At 49.7% G+C, this 16,126-nt stretch carries 17 protein-coding genes; 12 read left to right on the top strand and 5 right to left on the bottom strand.

Going from position 1 to position 16,126, the window contains the following annotated elements; genetic code table 11:
• Nucleotides 1-59 precede the first annotated feature (59 nt).
• Complete coding sequence (locus tag P1P86_07240) at nt 60-1,286, top strand: 3-phosphoshikimate 1-carboxyvinyltransferase (protein MDF1574970.1); 1,227 nt, start codon at nt 60-62, stop codon at nt 1,284-1,286.
• On the opposite strand, the gene P1P86_07245 is transcribed toward P1P86_07240, so the two are convergent.
• Complete coding sequence (locus P1P86_07245; protein ID MDF1574971.1) at nt 1,283-1,741, bottom strand: nucleoside deaminase; 459 nt, start codon at nt 1,739-1,741, stop codon at nt 1,283-1,285. The two genes, P1P86_07240 and P1P86_07245, sit on opposite strands and share 4 nt — an antisense overlap.
• A 50-nt stretch (nt 1,742-1,791) precedes the next feature.
• On the opposite strand from P1P86_07245, the gene aspS reads away from it, so the two are divergent.
• The 4 genes from aspS (at nt 1,792) to P1P86_07265 (ending at nt 6,383) form a co-directional block, all read left to right on the top strand.
• A complete protein-coding gene (aspS, locus tag P1P86_07250; protein ID MDF1574972.1) occupies nt 1,792-3,546 on the top strand; it encodes an aspartate--tRNA ligase in 1,755 nt (584 codons plus the stop codon).
• Between the two features lie 156 nt (nt 3,547-3,702).
• A complete protein-coding gene (locus P1P86_07255; protein MDF1574973.1) occupies nt 3,703-4,809 on the top strand; it encodes a DUF5009 domain-containing protein in 1,107 nt (368 codons plus the stop codon).
• 22 nt (nt 4,810-4,831) lie between these two features.
• The gene (locus P1P86_07260; protein MDF1574974.1) at nt 4,832-5,890 is read left to right on the top strand and encodes an amidohydrolase family protein; all 1,059 of its coding nucleotides are present in this window, start codon (nt 4,832-4,834) and stop codon (nt 5,888-5,890) included.
• Between the two features lie 61 nt (nt 5,891-5,951).
• Nucleotides 5,952-6,383 carry an STAS domain-containing protein gene (locus tag P1P86_07265; GenBank protein ID MDF1574975.1) on the top strand — a complete coding sequence of 144 codons (432 nt, stop codon included), beginning with the start codon at nt 5,952-5,954 and terminating at the stop codon, nt 6,381-6,383.
• Here the strand turns inward: P1P86_07265 and miaB are convergent.
• Entirely contained in the window at nt 6,380-7,699 is a 1,320-nt protein-coding gene (gene miaB / locus P1P86_07270) for a tRNA (N6-isopentenyl adenosine(37)-C2)-methylthiotransferase MiaB (GenBank protein MDF1574976.1), read from the bottom strand. The two genes, P1P86_07265 and miaB, sit on opposite strands and share 4 nt — an antisense overlap.
• Before the next feature lie 129 nt (nt 7,700-7,828).
• On the opposite strand from miaB, the gene P1P86_07275 reads away from it, so the two are divergent.
• Together P1P86_07275 and P1P86_07280 are read left to right on the top strand one after the other, a co-directional pair.
• Nucleotides 7,829-8,362 (top strand): LiaF-related protein, encoded by a 534-nt coding sequence (locus P1P86_07275; GenBank protein MDF1574977.1) that lies wholly within the window; start codon nt 7,829-7,831, stop codon nt 8,360-8,362.
• A 56-nt stretch (nt 8,363-8,418) separates the two neighbouring features.
• Entirely contained in the window at nt 8,419-9,159 is a 741-nt protein-coding gene (locus P1P86_07280) for a YebC/PmpR family DNA-binding transcriptional regulator (GenBank protein ID MDF1574978.1), read from the top strand.
• 16 nt (nt 9,160-9,175) lie between these two features.
• On the opposite strand, the gene P1P86_07285 is transcribed toward P1P86_07280, so the two are convergent.
• Nucleotides 9,176-9,826 carry a hypothetical protein gene (locus P1P86_07285; GenBank protein ID MDF1574979.1) on the bottom strand — a complete coding sequence of 217 codons (651 nt, stop codon included), beginning with the start codon at nt 9,824-9,826 and terminating at the stop codon, nt 9,176-9,178.
• 104 nt (nt 9,827-9,930) lie between these two features.
• On the opposite strand from P1P86_07285, the gene P1P86_07290 reads away from it, so the two are divergent.
• On the top strand, nt 9,931-10,392 hold the full coding sequence (locus P1P86_07290; GenBank protein MDF1574980.1) for an SPOR domain-containing protein: 462 nt from the start codon (nt 9,931-9,933) through the stop codon (nt 10,390-10,392).
• Nucleotides 10,393-10,403: 11 nt separating this feature from the next.
• A complete protein-coding gene (locus P1P86_07295; protein ID MDF1574981.1) occupies nt 10,404-12,305 on the top strand; it encodes an amidophosphoribosyltransferase in 1,902 nt (633 codons plus the stop codon).
• A gap of 29 nt (nt 12,306-12,334) precedes the next feature.
• Here the strand turns inward: P1P86_07295 and P1P86_07300 are convergent, their stop codons facing one another.
• Nucleotides 12,335-13,348 (bottom strand): GNAT family N-acetyltransferase, encoded by a 1,014-nt coding sequence (locus tag P1P86_07300; GenBank protein MDF1574982.1) that lies wholly within the window; start codon nt 13,346-13,348, stop codon nt 12,335-12,337.
• 16 nt (nt 13,349-13,364) lie between these two features.
• Entirely contained in the window at nt 13,365-14,234 is an 870-nt protein-coding gene (locus P1P86_07305; protein ID MDF1574983.1) for a 1-acyl-sn-glycerol-3-phosphate acyltransferase, read from the bottom strand.
• Between the two features lie 147 nt (nt 14,235-14,381).
• Here P1P86_07305 and mraZ point away from each other — a divergent pair, with 147 nt between their 5' ends.
• The 3 genes from mraZ to P1P86_07320 are packed head-to-tail and all read left to right on the top strand — an operon-like array spanning nt 14,382 to nt 16,125.
• Entirely contained in the window at nt 14,382-14,846 is a 465-nt protein-coding gene (gene mraZ, locus P1P86_07310; GenBank protein MDF1574984.1) for a division/cell wall cluster transcriptional repressor MraZ, read from the top strand.
• A 2-nt stretch (nt 14,847-14,848) separates the two neighbouring features.
• A complete protein-coding gene (gene rsmH, locus P1P86_07315; protein MDF1574985.1) occupies nt 14,849-15,754 on the top strand; it encodes a 16S rRNA (cytosine(1402)-N(4))-methyltransferase RsmH in 906 nt (301 codons plus the stop codon).
• Complete coding sequence (locus P1P86_07320) at nt 15,751-16,125, top strand: FtsL-like putative cell division protein (protein ID MDF1574986.1); 375 nt, start codon at nt 15,751-15,753, stop codon at nt 16,123-16,125. Before rsmH ends, P1P86_07320 begins: the two co-directional genes overlap by 4 nt.
• The last annotated feature ends 1 nt before the right edge of the window (nt 16,126 follow it).

Below are 16,126 nucleotides of genomic sequence, written 5' to 3' on the forward strand. Positions count from 1 at the left end.
TATACGTTCGCTTGCTTTTAGTTGAGGCCGCAATATATGCTAATTATTATCTTTGATATATGAAAAAAGTCATTTCTGCTCCCAAAAAAGCAGTCAGGGATACCATTTATATCCCCTCCTCCAAAAGCATCTCCAACCGGATGCTGATTATCCGCGCCCTCGCTTCTTCGGGAGGATCCCTGTATAATTTGTCGGACAGTGATGACACCCTTGTTTTACGTATGGCGCTTGATAATGCAGGAGATGTAAAAGACGTGGGACATGCAGGAACCGCCATGCGTTTCCTGGCTGCCTACCTCTCCACACGACGCGGGGAGGTGATCCTGACAGGCTCCCGGAGGATGAAACAGCGCCCGGTAGGGCCCCTGGTGGATGCACTAAAACAGCTTGGGGCCCGTGTGAGCTACCTGGAGTCGGAAGGTTGCCCTCCGCTGAAGATAACAGGGGGAGATCTGAAGGGGGGAAGGCTGGAAATCGACGCAGGAATCAGCAGTCAGTTCATCAGTGCCCTGATGATGATCGGACCGGTGCTGGAGGGGGGGCTTATCATTCATCTGAAGGGAGAGGTGGTTTCGGCCTCTTATCTGCAGATGACCCTGGCATTGATGAACCGTTGCGGTGCGGGAGCAAGTTTTGATGGCAGGAGGATCGTCGTGCCACAGGGAACCTACCAGGTGAAGGATTTCAGGGTGGAATCGGACTGGAGCGGGGCTTCTTACTGGTTCCAGGTGGCCGCACTTTTTCCCGGTTCCGATATTCTCTTACCCAATTTGTGCGCGGACAGCCTTCAGGGGGATGCGGCTCTGGTCCGGATTTTTGAACCTTTAGGTGTCCTGGCCACCTTTGGTGAGGAGGGGCTGAGAATACGCTCTCAAATCATGGAATTGCCGGATCGCGTTGAATATGATTTTACCCTTTGCCCCGATCTGGTGCAGACCCTGGCAGTTAGCCTCTGTGCCCTGGGGATTCCCTTCCGTTTTACCGGTACCATCACCCTGCGGGTGAAGGAGACAGACCGCCTGGCAGCTCTTCAGAACGAACTGAAGCGGACAGGTTTTGTGCTTAGCGCCGATCGCCGGGGGGAATGGCTGGACTGGGACGGAATGCACTGCGAGCCTGATGCCAGTCCGGTCATAAAGACGTATCACGATCATCGCATGGCCCTGGCCTTTGCCCCGCTGGCCATCAAACTGGGGAAGATTGTCATTGAAGATCCCTCCGTGGTGAGCAAATCCTATCCCGGATACTGGAACGACCTGGAAAAGGCGGGTTTCAGAATCACTTAATTCTGCTTGTTTCGCTGATTTCGAAAAAACTCTTTCAGGAGGCCGGATGCCTCCTTCTCCAGGATGCCGGAGTTCTGTTCTGTTCGCTTATGCAGGAGCTTCCCGTCCATTCGTGAAAAGCCCTCTTTGGGATCTGAAGCTGCAAAGACTATCCTGGAAAGCTGAGCCCACCTGGTAGCCGCGGCACACATTATGCAGGGCTCCAGGGTCACATAGAGGGTGCACCCGCTCAGGTATTTGGCCCCCAGATAGTTGGATGCTGCAGTGATAGCAATCATTTCGGCATGGGCGGTCACATCATTCAGCTGCTGGGTCATGTTATGGGCCCTGGCAATGATCCGCTTCTGATTCACCACCACGGCACCTACAGGAACCTCATCCAGCTCCAGGGCTTTGTGCGCTTCCTTAAGTGCTTCATTCATAAAATATTCGTCCGAGAACAGGGGATAAGTCATCTTAAAGTTGCTAAATTTGCAGCTCAACAAAGTTACAAAAATAGAATCTTATGTACAGGACACACCATTGCGGACAGTTGAATATGAAGAAGGTGGGTGAGAGAGTGATACTCTCCGGCTGGGTTCAGAAATCGAGAGACCTGGGAGGAATGACCTTTGTCGACCTGCGCGACCGCTATGGAATCACGCAACTGGTTTTTAACATGGAAAGCGATTCAGGCCTGTGTAAAAAGGCCCGGAAGCTGGGAAGGGAATTTGTCATCAGGGTGGAAGGAAGTGTGGCAGAGCGAAGCAATAAAAATCCACAGATGAGCACCGGTGATATTGAGATTCTGGTGGAAAACCTGGAGGTCCTGAACAGCTCCATAACGCCTCCCTTTACCATTGAGGAAAATACAGACGGGGGAGATGATCTCCGTATGAAATACCGGTACCTGGATCTGCGGCGGAAGGTGGTCAGGGAAAACCTCCAACTGCGGCACCGTATGGCCTTTGAAATCCGGAAATACCTGAGTGAAGAAGGATTCCTGGAGGTGGAAACCCCGGTTCTGATCAAGTCCACCCCGGAAGGGGCCCGGGACTTTGTGGTGCCATCGCGGATGAATCCGGGAGAATTCTATGCGCTGCCCCAATCCCCCCAGACCTTTAAGCAGTTGCTGATGGTGGCAGGCTTCGATAAATATTTTCAGATCGTTAAGTGCTTCAGGGATGAAGACCTGCGGGCCGACCGCCAGCCGGAATTTACCCAGATCGACTGCGAAATGTCCTTTGTCGAACGCGACGATGTGCTGGCCGCTTTCGAGGGACTGGCCAGGCACCTGTTCCGAACGATCAAAGAGGTGGACATTGATGGAGATTTTCCAAAGATGCCTTATTCCGAGGCCAAAAGCCGGTATGGAAACGACAAGCCCGATATACGCTTTGGCATGGAGCTCAGTGAGTTGTCTGATCTGGTGAAAGGGAAAGGCTTCCAGGTATTTGACTCGGTGGAATATGTGGGTGGAATATGTGCCCGGGGCTGTGCGGAATACAGCCGCAAGCAGCTGGATGCATTGACCGACTGGGTGAAGCGTCCCCAATTAGGAATGAAAGGATTGGTTTATGTGAAATACAACGAAGACGGCACCCTGAAATCGTCGGTAGACAAGTTTTACGATGAAGCTGCCCTGAAGCAGTGGACGGATCTTTTCGGGGCCAGGCCGGGTGATCTGATCCTGGTACTTGCCGGCGAACAGGAGCTAACTCTGAAAGCCCTCAGTGAACTGAGACTGGAGATGGGAGAGAGACTGGGACTGCGCGATCCAAATATCTTCAGACCTTTGTGGGTGGTAGATTTTCCATTGCTGGAGTGGGACGAGGAGACGAAGAGGTTCCATGCCATGCATCATCCCTTTACCAGTCCCTACGAGGAGGACCTGGAACTCTTCCGGACCGATCCGGGTAAAGTTCGTGCCAAGGCCTACGACCTAGTCATTAACGGGGTGGAGATTGGTGGAGGCTCCATCCGGATCCATGATGAAGAAATGCAGAAACTGATGTTCGATAAACTGGGTTTCACCGGGGAAGAGGCCCGGAAGCAGTTCGGCTTTCTGATGAGCGCTTTTCGTTACGGGGCACCTCCTCACGGGGGGATCGCTTTTGGCTTCGACCGTTGGGTGGCCCTTTTTGCAGGCATTGAATCGATTCGTGATGTGATTGCTTTCCCGAAAAACAACGCGGGTCGCGATATGATGATCGATACTCCTTCTGCCATCTCCGAAGATCAACTTAAGGAACTCTTCCTGAAGGTGGATCTGAAGCTCTGAGACATGCAGGCTGTATCAGGATCCATACAGGTTTCTGATTTCTGCCCTGCACCATGTTTCCGGCACCATGGTCTTCACCTTCGGGTGCTGTCATGGCACGGCGACCGAAGATGAACCGCTTGTATTAGAATTAGCTATGCACTATTTTTGATAGCTATGACTGATTTATCTTCCTCCCCAAAACCGGAACGGCTGTTATCGCTTGATTTTTTCCGGGGCGCGACCATGTTTTTGTTGATCGCCGAATTTACCCACCTGTTCTCTTATCTGTACGATCCTTCGCTGGAAGGGTCATTCATCCATACCATTGCTGAGCAGTTCCATCACCATCCCTGGAACGGACTTCGTTTCTGGGACCTGATACAGCCCTACTTCATGTTTATTGTGGGGGTGGCCATGCCCTACTCATTTTCGAATCGTATAAAGCGCGGCCATTCCCGGGCACAAATCACCCGGCATGCCATCCAGAGAGCCTTTCTGCTCCTGTTTCTTGGATGGGCGCTTTACTGCATCGATCCGGGGGAGATCGTATTTCGTTTTCAGAATGTACTGGCTCAGCTTTCCGTGACTTATATCCTGGCCTTCCTGGTCATGAAGAAAAAGCCGTGGGTTCAGATTGGCTTCTCCTTTGCGCTTATTGCTCTGACTGAAATTATATACAGAGGTTTTTGGGTGGAAGGCTTTAACCATGCCTTCGTGCCCAATGAGAATTTCGGAACCTGGCTGGATTTGCAATACGGAGGCGCCGATCTGCATGGACACTGGGTCTCATTTAATGCCATTCCCACCACGGCCCATACCATCTGGGGAGTTCTCGCTGGCCAGTTGCTTATGAGCCAGAGAAGGGCGGGCCAAAAGCTGAAGATCTTAATAATAGCCGGGGTTATTGGTGTTGTTGTCGGGTATGGTCTCAGTCCCATTACACCGATTATCAAGAGAATAAGCACCTCTACTTTTGTTATAGTGACCGGAGGCTGGACCTTTCTGACACTGGCCTTTTCCTACTGGCTGATTGATATGAAAAAGCGGCAGAAGTGGTCGGTCTTTTTCAGGGTGGTGGGAATGAACCCTCTTTTTATATACCTTTTTGCCCATGTGGGCGGGGCGGTCTTTATTGAAGCTATCCTGCATCCCTTTACCTTTGCCCTCTTTGGCTGGATGGGAACACTAAGCGCATCCATTCTGACCAGCGCCCTCGTTTTGTTTATCCTGTGGTATATATGTCAATGGCTCCATAAGCATAAGATTTACATAAGGATTTAAGCACTTATTAAAAGCACAGATCATGATCAGAAGACTATTAATTCCTGTTTTGGCAGGCTTCCTGACGGGATGCTCCCTCACTTCCGGTAAGCAGGAACTTTATCACCTGATGACCAAAACGGATGCCCATGTGCATATCCGCACTGCGGATCCGGCCATCATGGAGTTTGCCCGTTCGGAAGGGTTTAAGCTGCTCACCATCAATACACGCTCCGAAAGCCAGAAGAATATTGATGAACAGCGTGAATATGCCATGAATATGAAGGACCGGTACCCGGATGATATCAGCTGGCTGGCCACCTTTTCCATGGAAGGTTTTGAGGAGTCCGGATGGGCGGAGGAGGTGGTCCGCAAACTCCGGGAGGATCTGGACCGGGGTGCTTCCGGATTTAAGATCTGGAAGGACATCGGGATGACCTTTCGCGACAGTCTGGGACATTTTGTTTTTCTGGATGATCCCCTTTTTGAGCCTGTGCTGAGTTTTATGCAGGCCAGTGGAAAACCACTGCTGACCCATATCGGAGAACCGAGGAACTGCTGGCTTCCGGTCGATTCGATGACCGTAAACGGCGATAAGAGCTACTTCACCAACAACCCGCAATACCACATGTACCTGCATCCCGATTATCCCTCCCACGAAAGGCTGATGGAATCCAGGGATCATGTGCTGGCTACCTACCCCGCCCTGAACATGATCGGGGCCCACCTGGGCAGCCTGGAGTGGGATGTGGATGTGCTGGCAGGAAGGCTGGAACGCTATCCCAATTTTGCAGTGGACCTGGCAGCCCGGGTTTGCCATCTCCAGGTCCAGGATAGAGAGAAGGTCCGCGCATTTATGATCCGCTTCCAGGACCGGATCCTTTATGCCACCGACCTGGGGGTCACCGATAACAACGTTGAGAACAGGATTGAATGGCTGGAGAAGGAGTGGCATTACGACTGGGCCTATTTTGCCGGCGACAGCCTGATGAGCTCCCGGAACGTGGAGCATGCATTCATGGGACTGGACCTGGATGAAGAAGTTCTCCGGAAAATCTTTTACAGCAATGCCTTGGAATGGTATCCGGGGGTTTTTGAGTGATCCATACAGAAACGGTGGCCAGAAGGCTCGGATTGTTGAAGCACTCTCAGAATGATTATTTGTGCATAACTTTGCGGCATTTAATTTCGGGGTGAAAAAGATGCCCGTTACTTTGTACCTGTATATTTGTGACCCACATAGAGAGATGCTAAAAATTGCAAAAGACGATAATCAGTACCGGGTGGAGTTGTTCCAGGTAAACAAACTGAATATCCTGGTTTCAGAGCTGGTCAGGCAACAGTTGCTTGAACTGGTCGAAACACCCGGTGTAAGCGTGGTTTTTAATCTGGATGATGTTCGGTTTATCGACTCTGCCGGCTTTCATGTGCTTGTGGAGCTTGCCGACCGGGCCAGGGAGGCCGGGAGCCAGTTTAAACTCAGCAATATCACCGATGAGGTCATGGAACTCATTAAGCTGACGGAGCTGGGGAACCGTTTTGATATGATCAGCTGCGCGAATACCGGAGAAAAGATACTGATGGAGCTGGACTAGGATCCGATCAGGGTAGCCGAAGTACAATCGTAAATTGTAACTTCTGTATAGTCGCCCGGCTTCAGGTCCCTTTTTGGAAAAACTACTACCTTATTCTGGGAGGTGCGTCCAAAAAGCTGCTCCTCCGATTTTTTAGAAGTGCCCTCCACCAGCACTTCAAAGGTCTTTCCAAGATCCTTTTTCTTACTGTTCAGGGAAAGTCTCGATTGCAGCTTTATGATCTCATTCAGCCTGCGGGTCTTGACTGCTTCCGGAACATCATCCTTTAATTTGTCGGCCGCATAGGTGTCTGGTCGTTCACTGTATTTGAACATATAGGCAAAGTCATAGTCCGCCCACTCCATCAGGCTGAGCGTCTGCTGGTGCTCCTCTTCGGTCTCCCCGCAAAAACCGGCAATGATATCTGTGGAGATCGTGGCCTCCGGAAGGTAGGTACGGATGGCCGAAATACGGTCCATGTAATGTTCCCTGGTATACTTTCGCTTCATTCTTTTTAGTACGGTGGAACTGCCCGACTGCACGGGAAGGTGGATCGACCTGCACAGGTTGGGATATTGTGAAATGACTTTCAGCAGCTCATCCGACATATCCTTGGGATGTGAGGTGGCAAAGCGCACTCTGAACGCCGGGTTGATTCCCGCCACTCTTTCCAGCAGCTCCTCGAATTTTATCAGATTGCCGTCCTCTTTCCAACGGTAGGAATTCACATTTTGTCCCAGCAGGGTTACTTCCCGGTAGCCTTGTTCAAAGAGCCCGGTGCTTTCCCGGATGATGGTTTCCGGATCGCGACTCCGTTCCCTGCCCCGGGTTCCCGGTACTACGCAGTAGGCGCAGAAATTATTGCAGCCCCGCATGATAGCCACAAAGGAGGTCACGTGGTTGCGGTCCATCCGGACCGGCCGGATATCGCCGTAAGTCTCCTCCAGCGACAGGAGGGTATTGATGCCCTTCTGACCGCTTTCCACCTCTGTCAGCAGGGAAGGCAGATCGCGGTAGGCATCGGGCCCCACTACCAGGTCGACCGTGTTTTCTTCCTCCAGCAGCTTCTCTTTGAGCCGTTCTGCCATGCAGCCGATCACTCCAACCTTAAAGCTGTGGTTCAGCTCTTTGAGGCGGCCAAATTCCCGTATCCTGGTTCTGACCCGCTGCTCGGCATTGTCCCGGATGGAACAGGTATTCACCAGCACCAGGTCGGCCTCATCCAGGGTTTCAGTTACCTGGTAATTATGCTGTTGGAGGATGGCAGCTACCACTTCGCTGTCCACCACATTCATCTGGCAGCCATAGGTTTCTATATAGAGCTTGCGCTTTGACATGGACGCAAAGGTAGAAAAAAGACCATTGACCGGCAATTTGAAACAGTTTACCGATTTAAGCTTCTCGAGTGCTTAAAGATGCTTTATACTTGCAATAGATAATGAAGTCTTATTTATAAATTTAAACAAATGAAAATGGGAGCAGGATTATTTTGGGGGGCGTTTTTACTCCTTCTGGGGGTGGCCCTGATCATAAAGGTGGTCTTTCATGTAGACTTCCCGGTATTTAAAGTTCTGATTGGGATTTTCCTGGTTGTGCTTGGATTGAAAGTGATCTTTGGTAAATTCTTAATATCGCCCGGGCATTTTAAAAGTGAGGAAACAATTTTCAATGAACGGGTATACGACAATCCTGAATCGGGTAAGGAGTACACGGTGCTGTTTGGCAAGGGGGTGTATGATTTTACCAATGTGGACCTGGAGCAGGGTAGTTTTCGGGCCAAGGTAAGCACGGTTTTCGGAGGTACTCAGATTATTATTCCGCGGGATAAGCCGGTCAGGATCCAGGCCGATGCCGTGTTTGCAGGGGCCGAGCTGCCGGGAGGCAACAATGCCGTATTTGGCACCAGCACCTATGAAAGTGACTCCTGGCGTCCGGATACAGCCTCCATTGATATCAAGGTGGATGTGGTTTTTGGCGGAGTTCAGGTGATCCGGCGCTGATGTTTTTAAAAGAGCGGCATTTTTCTAATTTTGCAATAAATTATTGATTCAGAATTATGTCAGGACACAGCAAATGGTCGACTATCAAGCGCAAGAAAGGCGCCAATGATGCCAAAAGAGGAAAGCTTTTCACCAAATTGATCAAAGAAATCACGGTGGCAGCCAGCGAGGGAGGTATGGATGTAGAATCTAATCCGAGACTACGCTCCGCTGTTCAGAATGCCAGGGGGATGAATATGCCCAAGGATACCATCCAGCGGGCGATTAACAAGGCAGATAAAGACAACTCTTCGTTTCTGGAACTTAGCTTTGAAGGGAAACTTCCCCATGGCATCCTGGTGTTTGTCGATTGTCTGACCGACAACCGGAACCGGACCGTAAGCAATATCAGGGCCATCTTTAATAAGCGTGGCGGAGAACTGGGAACCAACGGATCGCTCAGTTACATGTTCGAGCGAAAAGGGATCATTAGTCTGGCCAAAGGAAACCTGGATCCCGATGAATTTGAGCTGGAACTTATCGATGCGGGTGTGGAAGAGCTTGAACTGGAAGATGATATTTTTATGATCACCACGCCCATGGAGGACTTTCACAGTGTACAGTTAAAGCTGCAGGAAATGGGGCTGGAGCCGGAAAGCGCCGAGCTTCAGAGGATCGCAAATGATATGGTGGACCTCTCCGTGGAGCAGGCCTTACAAATCATGAAGATCATTGAGGAGTTTGAAGATGATGACGATGTGCAATCGGTCTGGCACAACCTGAACATCACAGACGAACTCTCCGATGCCATGGAATAGGACGCCCGGAGTTGGCCTATAAGCCCCTGTTAATTATTCTTACCGAAAAGGTGGATACCCCGATCATGATGCCAGCCATGGCAGCGGTTCTGATCACGTGATCGGGATCGGACCAGTTGAAATAAATCATGGCTGGTCCACAGAGGATCATTAGCGCCGCGGCAAGGAGGGGAACCCCTTTGATTTTGAACCGGGTAAGTGCCAGCCCGATCGCAAACAGGCCAACAAAGCTGCTTCCAATTCGCCTGTAGAACTGTTCCTCCTGAAAAAGTCCCAGCAGCCTGATCCATATCTGCTCATCTGTTTCCTCCATAGCGGTTTGCATCCCATCGCCCAATTCCTGGTAGAGATGAATTCCGGCCTTTCCCATCCATAGAAACCCCAATGCAGCACCCAGCAGGCAGAAGGCAATAACATAGTGAAAAAATTTCATCCTTTTATGGAAGAGCTGCAGGAAAGGTGGAATGGACAGGAAAGTGATGACGGAGGTTCCCAGCCAGGCCCAGACACTAATCTGAAGGTTTTGCTGGTGGGTGAATAGATAGGAGAGGTCCTCCTCCAGGGTGGCATAAGGACTTACAAAATTGAAATCCAGCAGAAGGGAGGTCACATAGCTGCCCACTGCCAGAATCATGGTTAAACCGGCCAGCACTCCTCTGCGTCTCATTTTTCTGCGTTCTTCCTTCTGCATCAAGTGAATGTAATCAATTTATTAATGGATTGACAAACAGTGGGCAAATTTGATTAATTTTGTCCCCACAAAATATCAGGATGACACGCTTTTTCGCAGCTATCTTATTTATTTTTCTTTCCATCACACTGGTAAAGGCGCAGGACGGGCAGAACAGCTCTCAGGGCGATCTGCTGCAGTCATTGATGGAGGAGGGCCCCCGTGGCCAGGTGACCCTGGAACTGGACAGCCAGCTGCTGGCTAATTATAATAAAATGATAGCCAGGAATATGGGATCCACCGGTGTGCCGGGTTACCGGATCCGGATCTATTCCGGAAGTGGGGTTGGTGCCAAGGAAGAACAGCAGCGGGTCAGGGCCCGGTTTCTTTCTCTCTACCGGGGTTTGGATGCCTATAACCGCTATGATGAACCTTTTTTCAAAGTCTACATCGGAGACTGCCGCACCAGGAGCGAGGCACTGAAATTGAACGATCGCATAAAAAAGGATTTCCCCAACCCGATTATTGTTTCGGATTATATTAATCTAAAGAGTACTGAATAGCGGATTGTTATATGACTGACGAGTTAAAACACAAGTGTGGCATTGCACTGATCCGCTTACTTAAGCCGCTGGAATACTATCAGCTACAGCATGGATCCTGGAGGTACGGACTGGAAAAGCTGTACCTGCTGATGGAGAAGCAGCGGAACCGGGGACAGGATGGCGCGGGCCTGGTCAGCCTGAAACTGGATGTTCCCCCGGGGAACAAGTATTTCAACCACCTCCGGGAAACCGGTTCTTCGGCCATCAATGAAATTTTCAGGAAGATCTACTCCCGCTTCGGAAAGGAAGAGAAACAGCATCCGGATACCTTTATGGATCCAAACTGGGCAAAAACGAACCTGCCCTTTGTCGGAGAGGCCTACCTGGGTCATCTGCGTTATGGCACCTTCGGGGCCAATAATCCGGATAACCTTCACCCCGTCATGCGGGAGAATAACTGGCGCACACGCAACCTGGTTTTGGCCGGAAACTTCAACCTGACCAATGTGGATGAACTGTTTAATATTCTCGTCGACCTGGGCCAGTATCCAAAGGAATACTCCGATACGGTGACCATGCTGGAGAAGGTGGGGCATTTTCTGGATAATGAGAACCAGAGGCTCTTTGATCTTTACAAATCCAGGGGTTTTTCAAACAGGGACATCACCGGACAGATCGGGAAGAACCTGGATGTGGCCAAGATTCTGGAAGGAGCCAGCAGGCGTTGGGACGGCGGGTACACCGTGGCCGGAATGATGGGTCACGGGGATGTTTTTGCCATGCGCGATCCCTGGGGGATCAGGCCTGCATTTTATTATCATGACGAGGAAATCGTCATTGTCACTTCAGAGCGCCCGGTCATTCAGACAGCCATGAATGTGGAATTTGAGCAGGTGAAAGAATTGCCTCCGGGTCACGCTCTGGTGGTGAAAAAAAGCGGTGAGATCTCCCTGGAACGTATCAGGGAGGAGCAGGAAAAGAAATCATGCTCCTTCGAACGCATCTATTTCTCCAGGGGAAGTGACAGGGAGATATACAGTGAGCGAAAGAAACTGGGCGAACTTCTGGTGCCCCAGATTCTGGAGGCCATCGATTACGAGGTGGAAGACACGGTCTTCTCCTTTATTCCCAATACGGCCGAATCTGCTTTCTACGGGATGATCAAGGGGATTGAGGATCACATGGTCGTTAAGAAAATGGATGAGTTGATGAAGTTGAAAGGGAAGTGCAGTCCGGAGGATATCCTGAAAGTAATGAAGGAGCGGGCCCGCATTGAGAAAGTGGCCATTAAGGACCTGAAACTGCGGACCTTTATCTCCCAGGACCAGGGTCGTAAAGATATGGTAAGCCATGTCTACGATATTACCTATGGGACTATCCGGCCGGGACTCGACAACCTGGTGATCATCGACGACAGCATTGTCAGGGGCACCACGCTGAAGCAGAGTATTATCAAGATTCTGGACCGTCTGGAGCCCAAAAGGATCGTGGTGGTCTCCTCCTCACCCCAGATCCGGTATCCCGATTGCTATGGCATAGATATGGCCAGACTGGCAGATTTTGCCGCCTTCCAGGCGGCCATCGAATTGCTGAAGGAGAAGGAGATGGAGCATGTGATTAATGAGGTATATAAGAAGTGCGATCAGCAAAGGGGCCTTCCCAAAGAAGAGTATGTCAACTATGTGAAGGATATCTACAAGCCCTTCACCAGGCAGGAGGTGAGCAGGAAAATCGCCGAGATGCTAACGGATCCGGAGGTGAAGGCCGAGGTGACCATCGTATACCAGAGTATTGAAAATCTGCATAAGGCGGTGCCGGATGATCTGGGCGACTGGTATTTCACCGGCGATTATCCTACTCCGGGAGGAAACAAAGTGGTCAGCACCTCTTTCCTGAATTATATTCACGGAATCCATACCCGGGCCTATTAGGCAGCGGTCTGTTTCTTACAGCGACCTTTTTATCTCCGTTTGGAAATATGGAATCGGGTAATCAGTTTCTGGACTTTCAGGTTTCTTCTCCTGATATTCCTGATCTTTTGCAGTTGCTTGGGCACATAATTTAATACATGGCGTTCCACTTTGGCCTTGTAGAGGTCATTGACCGTGATCATGATCCCGGTTTCCTCTACATCACCAAATCCTTTGTTCAGAACCGTGCCAAAAGTTTTCATGGAAGGCGAAAGATTCATATAGGCATTTATAAGGGGCGGAATATTTTCCCCGTATGCCCGCACCTCTTTGGACAGGATTTTATAGTCCTCCGAATAATTCTGACCTTTAAAGATTGCAGTGAGTTTGGCCCTGTCTGTGGCCATTGTCAGAGGTTCTTTGGGAGTAACCAGACCTTCTGTGTCGGGAAAGTGCTTGTTCAGAAAAAAGAGGATCATATCCCTGGCCATCTGATGATAGTGCAGGTACATGGTCACTTTTCCAAACAAATATTTCTTACTGGGATAATCGAGTACCAGGGTTCCCAGACCGTCCCAGAGATTGTCAAGTGCATACAGGCCTTTTCGTCTCAGGGAAGTACTCTGGTACTTGGGTTGAACAAAGGAGCGTCCCAGTTCAATCATATGCGGGACATAGTTTTTTACAAACTCGTCTGAGAAGTTGAAAAGTTTGGAAGTGGCCAGCCTCACTTTTCCGTCTTTAATGCATTTTCCGGGATCACAGATATAAAAACGGTATCCTCCAAGAATGGCCTGCTCATCAGGGTCCCAGACAATAAGCTGCTGGTAGGCCTTCTCGCCGGTATCGAAAGCATCCAGGTCGCATTCCAGGCCTGTACCGCCCCCGGCATTCCGGAAGGATAGTTCCCTGAGCCGCCCGATCTCCCTCATGGTATGGGGGGAATTTTCGGCATTAATGATATAGATTTTATTCCCGGCTTTATTTGTTTTTCGGATCAACCGTTCCTGAGTAAGTTCCGCTTTGAGGGCTTCCAGGGGAACAGGAGGTATAATATCTTTCATTTTCATGATTAACAGCTTATGTGGTTATTTCGCTGAATACTCCTTCAGGGTTTTCAACCAGGGTATAGGTATAATCCTTGATCAGGGCAGCCCACTCAAGAGCTGTATGGCGCTTATCAAATGTAGAATAAGGAATCGGTTTCCCGAAAGTAATCACAAAATGTTTATTGCGGTGTTTGTAGGATTCGTTGGGAAGGAAGAACATTTCCATGTTGGCCTTGATTCCCAGGAATTTTCTGGTGTTGGCCAGGTTGTAAAAGAAATTAGAGCACCGGCCTGTAACGTGGATGGGGATAATATCCCTTTTGGTCTGTACCGCCTTGGTAATAATACTCTTTTGCCACTGTGTATCCCTGATTATTCCTTTTTTCCGCCGGGAAACCAGGCCGGCCGGAAAGGTCATCACCTGCTGGTCGGACTCAAAAATGGCCTGGATACGCCGGACATTTTCGATTGCCTGGGCCCCGTGCTTATTGATGGGTACAAAAATGCCGTCCATGTTCTTCACATTGGTCAGCAAGTCGTTGACCAGGACTTTCAGATGCGGGTAGTTTTTGGATAACTCACTGATTATCATCATACCATCGAAGCCCCCAAGGGGGTGGTTTGCCACAAAAATAAAGCGTCCCTCCGGGGGAAGATGTTCCCTTCCCTTGACCTCCAGGCTTACACCGAAGACTTCAATGGAAGCCATGGCAAAGTCCACATCCTTTTTATATCCATGGTTGTAAAGAATGGGATCATTCATAAAATCGATCCTGAGAATGCGGGACAAAAGCCTGTATACAAAGCCAGGTATCCAGCGGGCCATTCCGGGATTCTTATCCATGAATAAGTCCTTGATATTGATTGGCTTAAAGTTAAGTTTGTGAGTTTTTTCGTCCATGGGTATCCGCTTAAGGGCTATCCCGCTCTATAGTGCAAAGACAAAAGTATTAAAAGATAAGTTATTAACAAAGTGGGAAAAAGTGGGGTAAAATGGTACAAAGTGGTGAAAAAGTATTACTTTTATCCTTAAACCCGTGATAACCCTATGATTACGTTTATCGGAGACTATACAGTAAGACTCGATTCAAAGGGACGGCTCTCCTTTCCGGCGGCTTTTAAAAAGCAGTGCAGAGAGATGGTTTCCGATGGGTTTGTGCTGAAACGTGATCTGTTCGAGAACTGCCTGATTTTGTATCCCATGGATGAGTGGGAGCGGCAGAATAAGATCATACGCTCGCGTACCAATCCCTACAATAAAGAGCATGCACGTTTTCTCAGGATGTTTTTTTCCGGGACCGCTGAGGTATCTCTGGATGCCAATAACCGGATGCTTCTTCCAAAGCGTCTGATGGAATATGCCGGAATCAGTGATGAGGTGGTTCTGGCGGGTCAGTCCGGAAAGATTGAAATCTGGGCCTCTGAGCAGTATGGAAGAGTCAGTGCGGCAGATGATGATTTTGCAGCCATGGCCGAGAAAATATTAGGTGGAACAATTGATGAACAGGAATAATAATGGGCTATCATAAGCCAGCATTATTGCATGAAAGCATCGACGGACTATACATTAAACCAAAGGGCACTTATGTTGATTTGACCTTTGGAGGGGGGGGACACTCCCTCGAAGTTCTAAAAAAGTTGGGTAAAAATGGCAAACTTGTGGTATTTGATCAGGATCAGGATGCCCTGGCCAATGTTCCGGATGACAAGCGGCTCATTTTTGTCGGGGCAAACTTCAGATACTTAAAACATTTCCTGAGATATCATGCCATTGAGAAAGTAGACGGTATTCTGGCGGATCTGGGTATCTCCTCTTTTCAAATCGACCAGCCCGGGAGGGGTTTTTCCTTCAAATCAGATACTGCACTGGATATGCGAATGGATGTACGCAACAGGCGGACTGCGTCGCAGTTGTTGAATGAGGCCCCCCGGGAAGAGCTGGTCAGAATCTTCAAATCATTCGGAGAGCTTGGAAACGCATCTGCGATCTCCGGTGCTATAGAGGAGTCGAGGATGCAGGGTGCCATTGAAACGACCGTGGACCTGGAGGAGGTGCTCAGAAGGTTTATACCCCGGCAGCATCCCAGTAAATTTCTGGCCAGGGTCTATCAGGCCCTGCGCATCGAGGTAAACAGGGAGATGGAGGCTCTCAGGGAGATGCTGATACAGACGGCAGCCTGTATGAATACAGGAGGCAGGCTGGTGGTGATTACTTACCATTCCATTGAGGACCGGGTCGTGAAAAACTATATGCGGTCGGGGAATCTGGAGGGTGAGATAGAGAAGGATTTTTATGGAAATATTCAATCGCCCTGGAAACTGGTGAACCGGAGCGTGATTACCCCCTCGGAAGAGGAGATTAAGGAGAACAACAGGGCCCGGAGTGCCAAACTGAGAATTGCTGAACGAACCGGACTATGAGCAGGGACAGGAAGAACATAGAATTTGACCAGTCTGTCGAGGAGAAGGAAAAGAGTTTTTCCTTTCGTGACCTGGTGGATGGAAATGTACTGACCCGCAAAGCGGTGATCAAACAGTCCCGTTTTATCCTGCTGCTGGTTCTGATCGCTTTTCTTTCTATCGCCAACAGGAATCATGCGGAAAAGACGGTGATTCGTCTGAATCAGCTGCAGAGTGATGTGAAAGAGATGCGGGCAAAATCAATCTCTACCTCTTCAGAACTGGTAAGAATCAGCCGGCAGTCGGAGGTAAAGCAACTGGTGAACCGGTATGGACTGAGTCTGGAAGAGAATCTGGAGCCCCCAAAACAACTGATTGAAACCGAAGAATAAG

This window comes from Bacteroidales bacterium, from assembly GCA_029210725.1.
In the GTDB taxonomy this organism is placed as follows: Bacteria; Bacteroidota; Bacteroidia; order Bacteroidales.

Bases quoted from the DNA above. Each gene is read 5' to 3' on its own strand.
- P1P86_07290 (MDF1574980.1), top strand. From the start codon at position 9,931: ATGACACGCTTTTTCGCAGCTATCTTATTTATTTTTCTTTCCATCACA.
- P1P86_07275 (MDF1574977.1), top strand. From the start codon at position 7,829: ATGAAAATGGGAGCAGGATTATTTTGGGGGGCGTTTTTACTCCTTCTG.
- P1P86_07280 (MDF1574978.1), top strand. From the start codon at position 8,419: ATGTCAGGACACAGCAAATGGTCGACTATCAAGCGCAAGAAAGGCGCC.
- P1P86_07240 (MDF1574970.1), top strand. From the start codon at position 60: ATGAAAAAAGTCATTTCTGCTCCCAAAAAAGCAGTCAGGGATACCATT.
- P1P86_07245 (MDF1574971.1), bottom strand. From the start codon at position 1,741: ATGACTTATCCCCTGTTCTCGGACGAATATTTTATGAATGAAGCACTT.
- P1P86_07260 (MDF1574974.1), top strand. From the start codon at position 4,832: ATGATCAGAAGACTATTAATTCCTGTTTTGGCAGGCTTCCTGACGGGA.
- P1P86_07320 (MDF1574986.1), top strand. From the start codon at position 15,751: ATGAGCAGGGACAGGAAGAACATAGAATTTGACCAGTCTGTCGAGGAG.
- P1P86_07285 (MDF1574979.1), bottom strand. From the start codon at position 9,826: ATGAGACGCAGAGGAGTGCTGGCCGGTTTAACCATGATTCTGGCAGTG.
- P1P86_07295 (MDF1574981.1), top strand. From the start codon at position 10,404: ATGACTGACGAGTTAAAACACAAGTGTGGCATTGCACTGATCCGCTTA.
- P1P86_07255 (MDF1574973.1), top strand. From the start codon at position 3,703: ATGACTGATTTATCTTCCTCCCCAAAACCGGAACGGCTGTTATCGCTT.
- rsmH (MDF1574985.1), top strand. From the start codon at position 14,849: ATGGGCTATCATAAGCCAGCATTATTGCATGAAAGCATCGACGGACTA.
- miaB (MDF1574976.1), bottom strand. From the start codon at position 7,699: ATGTCAAAGCGCAAGCTCTATATAGAAACCTATGGCTGCCAGATGAAT.
- mraZ (MDF1574984.1), top strand. From the start codon at position 14,382: ATGATTACGTTTATCGGAGACTATACAGTAAGACTCGATTCAAAGGGA.
- aspS (MDF1574972.1), top strand. From the start codon at position 1,792: ATGTACAGGACACACCATTGCGGACAGTTGAATATGAAGAAGGTGGGT.
- P1P86_07300 (MDF1574982.1), bottom strand. From the start codon at position 13,348: ATGAAAGATATTATACCTCCTGTTCCCCTGGAAGCCCTCAAAGCGGAA.
- P1P86_07305 (MDF1574983.1), bottom strand. From the start codon at position 14,234: ATGGACGAAAAAACTCACAAACTTAACTTTAAGCCAATCAATATCAAG.